The 6592-nt window shown below is 52.0% G+C and carries 5 protein-coding genes; 4 read left to right on the top strand and 1 reads right to left on the bottom strand.

All coding sequences use genetic code 11. From position 1 onward, the window contains the following. Nucleotides 1-17 precede the first annotated feature (17 nt). Entirely contained in the window at nt 18-1067 is a 1050-nt protein-coding gene (gene hemB / locus C942_RS23040; RefSeq protein WP_007470989.1) for a porphobilinogen synthase, read from the top strand. Nucleotides 1068-1170: 103 nt separating this feature from the next. On the opposite strand, the gene asnC is transcribed toward hemB, so the two are convergent. Further along, nucleotides 1171-1632, bottom strand: a complete 462-nt coding sequence (asnC, locus tag C942_RS23045) for a transcriptional regulator AsnC (RefSeq protein ID WP_007470990.1) — start codon at nt 1630-1632, stop codon at nt 1171-1173. A 160-nt stretch (nt 1633-1792) separates the two neighbouring features. Between asnC and C942_RS23050 the strand changes: the two genes are divergently transcribed. From C942_RS23050 to C942_RS23060, 3 genes are all read left to right on the top strand, one after another. Continuing rightward, nucleotides 1793-4933, top strand: a complete 3141-nt coding sequence (locus tag C942_RS23050; protein WP_007470993.1) for an ABC transporter substrate binding protein — start codon at nt 1793-1795, stop codon at nt 4931-4933. Between the two features lie 71 nt (nt 4934-5004). Next, complete coding sequence (locus C942_RS23055) at nt 5005-5787, top strand: class I SAM-dependent methyltransferase (RefSeq protein ID WP_007470995.1); 783 nt, start codon at nt 5005-5007, stop codon at nt 5785-5787. A 70-nt stretch (nt 5788-5857) separates the two neighbouring features. After that, a complete protein-coding gene (locus C942_RS23060; protein ID WP_007470997.1) occupies nt 5858-6292 on the top strand; it encodes a hypothetical protein in 435 nt (144 codons plus the stop codon). Nucleotides 6293-6592 lie beyond the last annotated feature (300 nt).

Genomic DNA, 6592 nt, shown 5'->3' on the forward strand with positions numbered 1-6592 from the left:
CCAACAAGGAGTATGCAGTGTCTGTATCCATCCAGGGCGCGTTTCCGGCACGCCGTATGCGTCGCATGCGTAAGCATGATTTTAGCCGCCGACTAATGGCGGAAAACCAGATTTCTGTGAATGATCTGATCTACCCTATGTTCATCCTTATGGGGAAGAATCGCCGCGAAACGGTTGACTCGATGCCGGGTATTGAACGCCTGTCCCTTGATCTCATGCTGAAGGAAGCTGAGTATCTGGCGAAGCTGGGGGTTCCTGCCATCGCGCTGTTCCCGGTGATTTCCCAGGATTTCAAGAGCACCTGTGCCGCCGAAGCCTACAACCCTGAAGGTCTGGTTCAGCGTGCGGTTCGCCTGCTGAAAGAGCATGTGCCGCAAATGGGTGTCATTACTGATGTGGCTCTGGACCCGTTCACTATTCACGGTCAGGACGGCATCATTGACGAAGACGGCTATGTGATGAATGACATCACTACTGAAGTGCTGGTTAAGCAGGCTCTGTCTCACGCCGAAGCGGGTGCAGATGTTGTTGCTCCGTCAGACATGATGGACGGCCGTATTGGTGCTATCCGTGAAGCTCTGGAAGAAGCCGGTTACATCCACACCCAGATCATGGCTTACTCTGCCAAGTATGCGTCGAACTACTACGGCCCGTTCCGTGATGCAGTCGGTTCAGCGGGTAACCTGAAAGGCGGTGACAAGAAGACATACCAGATGGATCCTGCCAACAGTGACGAAGCGCTGCACGAAGTGGCGATGGATGTTAACGAAGGTGCGGACATGGTAATGGTGAAGCCGGGTATGCCTTACCTGGATGTGGTTCGCCGCGTGAAGAGCGAACTGCAGGTGCCGACTTTTGCTTACCAGGTATCCGGTGAGTATGCGATGCACATGGCGGCAATCCAGAATGGTTGGCTGAAAGAGCGCGAAACCATCATGGAATCCCTGCTTTGCTTCAAGCGTGCCGGTGCTGACGGTATCCTGACTTACTTTGCCAAGACTGTGGCTGAGTGGTTGGCAGAAGATGCCGCACAGCGTAAAGCTGAGCTGGACAGCAGCGCTGAGTAATCTAGCTAAACTGCATCGGTTTCATAGCCGGTGAAAGAAGGGTTGGTGCCTTGGCTCCAACCCTTTATTTTTGGCTTTTGATTTTCCGGATTCTCGTGCTGTTTTATGGCTTCACATTGCGGTTGATCGGGTTTTGCAGCGAGATCAGGGTCTCAGTCGACTGAACTTCGTCGATAGCCTGCAGTTTGTCGATCAGTACATGTTGAAGCTCTTCGATCGACTTACACATCAGCTTAACGAAAATGTTGTAGGCGCCGGTGGTGTAGTAGGCTTCCACAACTTCGTCGAGGCTGTTCAGCTTCTCCAGGGCGGAGTGGTAGTCACGTGCTGCATTTAGGTTAATACCGATAAAACAGCAAACGTCATAGCCGAGCAGCTTCGGGTTCACGACCACTTCGGTGCCGGTAATGATTTCGGCGGCGCGCATCTTTTCTACCCTGACATGCACGGTTGCCGGGCTGACATTGAAGCGCTTGGCCATTTCGGCATAAGGGATTCGGGCATCGTTCATCAGGGCATTGAGGATATCGCGGTCTAGATCATCAATCCGTGGTGGCTGGGTCATGGTTTTATTGATTCCCTTGTTTATAGAACACTGCTCATATCTTATACTGAGCACGCTCAAGTACCTAAAAATAATGACCCGCGAACACTGCAAGGAAGGCTGGTGTCGGTTGTATGGCCGGAGTAGCAGGGGATTTCAACGACAGGATCTTTTTCATTTTATGCGGTTTCTTGCTTTACTTCTTGCGCTGCTAGCGGCCCCTGTTTTTGCTCAGGTTAAAGATACCCTGGTGATCCACTCTTACCACCGTGGTATGGGCTGGACGGATGCCCTGCAGGTGGGACTGGAGTCGGCAACCGAGGATCAGAACATTCCGCTCCATGTCAGCTACATGGACAGTAAGCGCTACCAGTCCGAAAATTACCTCAACAAACTCCTCGATATTTACCGTACCAAGCTAGCGAATGAAAAGTACCGGGCGATAGTCGCGACCGACGATAACGCGCTCTGGCTGGTGAATCAGTTGGCCGATGAAATCGGCGATACGCCGGTGGTTGTGGCCGGGGTTAACAAATACCTGCCGGAAAAGTATAACCGCCTGCACCAGATCGCCGGGGTACTCGATACGATTGATGCTGCGGATAATATTCAGTTGGCAATGGAACTTCAGCCGGATCTGAAACATCTTTATATCATTGCGGATAAAACCTACACCGGCGAGGCGTTGTGGCAGGGGGTGGAGCGTTATATGGCGATGAACCCTTCCGGTATCGTGTTCCATCGTTTCTCCAATCAAAGTTTTGATGAAGTCTTTGAGCAGGTCGCGGATCTGCCCGACGACTCAGCCATCATGTTTCTGAGCTACTTCCAGGACGGCAGCGGTAAGTACATGGCCTGTGAAGCTTTTCTTGAGTCGCTCAGTGAGCATGCCACCGCACCGATTTATGTGTCATACCAGTTCATGCTCAAACACGGCGTGCTTGGCGGGGTGATCACCGACGGGGTCGAGACTGGTCGCCTGGCAGGCCAATTGTTGGCGGCGATCATCAATGGCGGCATCCGTGAGCTGCCGGTATTCGTTCATACCCCGGGCCAGGAAACGTTCAACTATCAGGCTCTGCGTCGCTGGGATCTGACCGTAGACGGTGATGATATTGTGTATATCAATAAGCCGCAGAGCTGGCTCGATCGCTACCAGAAAGAGTTATGGGCTCTTAGTATGGCCGTGGTGGTAATGAGCGCGATTATTGTTTTGCTGGGCTTTATCATTCGTCGTCTGCACAAAGGCGAGCAGAAACTGCAGCGCAGCCGGGCACTGTTTGAAGGGGTGTTTGACCAGAGCTTCCAGTATATCGGTTTGCTTGATGACAACGGGGTGCTGATTTCGGGCAACCTCGCGTTGCAAAACCTGGTTGGTCGCTCGGTGATCAAATATGACCGACCGCTATGGCGCTGGTTGTGTTGGAATCAGGGCGCGACATTATCACTGAGCCAGGCATTTGAATCGGCCTGGCAGCAGCAGCGGGTACGTTTTGAAGTTGAAGTGCAAAGCATTGATGACGGCTGGCGGGTGTTGGATATCGCCATGAAGCGGATGCCAAGCACGGAAGGTGAAAAGGAGCAGCTGTTGTTTGAAGCCCGTGATGTTACTTCCCGCCACCAGATGGAAGAGAAGCTGCGTGAACGGGAAGTCAGCTACCGGGTATTGTATGAACAGCAGCCGGTGATCCTGCTGGCACTGGATAACAAGGCCCGAATTCAATCGGTTAACCAGTTTGCAGCTGATCTGCTCGGTTACGACAAGCGCGAGCTGCTGGGCCATAAGGTGACGGAATTCTATTACGATGATGTGCCGGTACCGCAGCAGTATATTTCCGGAGTCCGTGAACCTGATGAGCAGCAGGTCTGGCGCCGCAAGGTGCGTTACCGCTGTGCCGATGGCAAAACGGTATGGATCCGCGAAACCATCCGTTCTGCCCAACTTAAACAACAGCTGCTGCTGGTGGGTGAGGATGTCACGGCAACCTATGAACTGGAAGCCAAGCTGGCTTATCAGGCCAACCATGATTTCCTGACTGATTTATATAACCGCAACCATTTTGAAAAGCAGCTGGAGACCGCCCTGCAGGAAGCCCGGGAGCAGGATGCCCGTCATGCGATGCTGTATATCGACCTTGACCAGTTCAAGGTGATTAACGATACCGCCGGTCATGAAGCCGGTGATGAGGCGCTAAAACAGGTGGCATTGCTGCTGCGGGGGATTACGCCGAGCCAGGCAACGCTGGCGCGCCTTGGCGGTGATGAATTTGCCATTATCCTGCATAACTGCAGTCAGGCTGAAGCGGTAAAATTTGGTACCGAGGTTCTTCTGGTGCTGGAAGAGGCGGAATTTTACTGGCAGAACACCCGGTTTAATTTCAGCGGGTCGATAGGTATTCGCTTGATTGATCATACTGCCGGCTCGCCGCAGCAGGTGCATGCTCAGGTCGATACCGCCTGTTATGCCGCGAAGGATGAAGGACGGAATCGCCTGCATCTGTATCATCCTGATGATGAAGAGCTGAAGCGCCGCGAGCTGGAAATGGAGTGTGTGAACCTGATCCGCGAAGCGCTGGCCGACCGCCGTCTGGAATTATTCGCCCAACAGGTTACTCCATTGTCTGTGGTCAGTAATAAGCAACATTATGAGATTCTGGTGCGCATTCGCGATCGGGACGGCTCGATTGTCTCGCCGGGGCTGTTTATGCCAGCGGCAGAGCGTTATAACCTCGCACACCTGATCGACCGCTATGTTATCAATGAAGTGATTGACTGGCTGGTGGCTCATCCGCAGGCGGTGGAGAAGCTGGGGCTTTGTGCTATCAACCTGTCAGGGCAGTCGATGGGGAATCGCGATTTTGTCTACTTCCTGATTGATAAAATCCGCAGCTCCGGGTTGCCGACCCATAAGTTATGTCTGGAAATTACTGAAACCGCGGCGATTGGCAATCTGAGTGAGGCCATTATGTTGTTTACTCAGCTCAAGGAGCTGGGCTGTCTGCTGTCGTTGGATGATTTTGGTACCGGGTTGTCCTCGTTTGGCTATCTGAAACGAATGCCGGTTGATTTCATCAAGATTGATGGGATTTTCGTCCGTGATATCGCTAAAGATGAAATGGATTTTGCCATGGTTAAAGCGATCAATGAGCTGGCCAAGAAGATGGGCAAAAAGACTGTGGCTGAGTTTGTCGAAAATGATGCGATTTTGCAGCGACTCAATGTGCTTGGTGTCGACTATGCTCAGGGTTATCTGTTTGGTCGTCCGAAGCCGCTGGCAGAGCTGGTTGCTGAGTTGCATTACGAGCCAGAGGCAGTGCTATAATTCCGCCCCTGTCTGCCGCTGACCTTTGTGGTGATGATGCGGTATCTGTTGTTTCTGAACCGGAGAACTCTGTGCAACTAGCCCTGATTTGTGAAATTCCTGAACGCCAGCATGAGCTGGATGAACTGGCCTTGCGTTGGGGGCTCAGCCATGATGACGAGAGTGCGTTTGCCCTGGTGCTGACGGCTGAACGGCTGGAATTGCGCAAGCTGGATGAGCCTAAACTTGGTGCGGTTTACGTCGATTTGGCCGGTGGTGCAGTGGCTCACCGTCGTAAGTTCGGCGGTGGTCGCGGTCAGGCGATTGCCAAAGCAGTCGGCCTGAAAGGTGGAGTGACGCCAACCGTAGTTGATGCAACAGCCGGGCTGGGGCGTGATGCTTTTGTGCTGGCTTCACTGGGCTGTAAGGTTCAGATGGTGGAACGCCACCCTGTTGTGGCGGCGTTGCTGGATGATGGTTTGCACCGGGCGCAACAGGATCCGGAAATCGGCGGCTGGGTGACTGAGCGTATGAGCCTGCTTCATGCATCAAGCCATGATGCGCTGGATAAACTGGCAGCAGACGCGGATTTCGAGGCGCCGGATGTGGTGTATCTGGATCCTATGTATCCACATAAGAAGAAATCGGCGCTGGTGAAAAAAGAGATGCGGGTGTTCCAGAGCCTGGTCGGTGCCGATAATGATGCTGATAGCCTGCTTGTGCCTGCTTTGGCGTTGGCGACCAAGCGCGTGGTGGTTAAGCGTCCGGATTATGCCGAGTATCTTGATCAACAAAAACCGTCGATGGCGATAGAAACCAAGAAGAATCGTTTTGATGTTTATGTGATTGCCGCAATGAAAGAGTCGAGCAAATAAGAAATAGCAGGCTGGCGATAAGGATAGAAACAATAATTAGAAAAAGCGGTTGCTGAAGGAGTAGTGGGAAATGGCCAAGTCTCTTTGTAAGTATCGTCGTGTCGAGATTGCCGATAAGTTTGCGGTGATCAGTAAGATTGTCAGTGAGCCGCAGTTTGTATGCAGCAGTTGTGCCCGAGCGGCCAGTGATAAAGCGTATCTGTGCAAACCCAGTGCCCTGAAGGTGAGGAAAGCCGTTAAGGCGGAATCCGCTGTTGCTGAGGATGATAAGTTACATAAGGTTGGAGATCATCCGGCGCTGACCCCCGCGGCTCAGGCACATCTGGCTGCAATTGACTTAATTGAGCATGAAGATATTGTCGCTCGTCCGACTGTGACTAAAAAGCAGGCCAAGCAGCTTAAGAAACTGGCGAAGAAGAAGCATAAAAAGTTGAAGAAAGCCGCCAAGGCTGTGCAGCGATATGACAAGGCTTTGCAGAAAGCGAAGGATGCCTTGCGACTCTAGACAGTTTGAATCACCAAAAAAGCCTCCGTCACGGAGGCTTTTTTATGGCTTATGATTCTTTGATCAGGACTGCGGTCATAACGCAGGTGATCACGGAAACCACGATGCCAGATACGATTAGCCAGGGAAGCATATCCATTGTGTGTTATCCATTTAATCAGCGATTCGAGACGGTATTGAATACCTTCTCCAATATGCTATCAATGGTATAGATACAAGATGAAACCCCTATTAACACTTGGATACAAAGTAATATATTTGGCAACTTAAGCTGGTGATTGTCTAGTCCTAAAATAGGTT

Source organism: Photobacterium marinum (assembly GCF_000331515.1).
GTDB classification, from domain to species: Bacteria; Pseudomonadota; Gammaproteobacteria; order Enterobacterales; family Vibrionaceae; genus Photobacterium; species Photobacterium marinum.

Excerpts from the sequence above, each read along its gene's own strand:
- C942_RS23060 (WP_007470997.1), top strand. The coding sequence starts at position 5,858 with ATGGCCAAGTCTCTTTGTAAGTATCGTCGTGTCGAGATTGCCGATAAG.
- asnC (WP_007470990.1), bottom strand. The coding sequence starts at position 1,632 with ATGACCCAGCCACCACGGATTGATGATCTAGACCGCGATATCCTCAAT.
- C942_RS23050 (WP_007470993.1), top strand. The coding sequence starts at position 1,793 with ATGCGGTTTCTTGCTTTACTTCTTGCGCTGCTAGCGGCCCCTGTTTTT.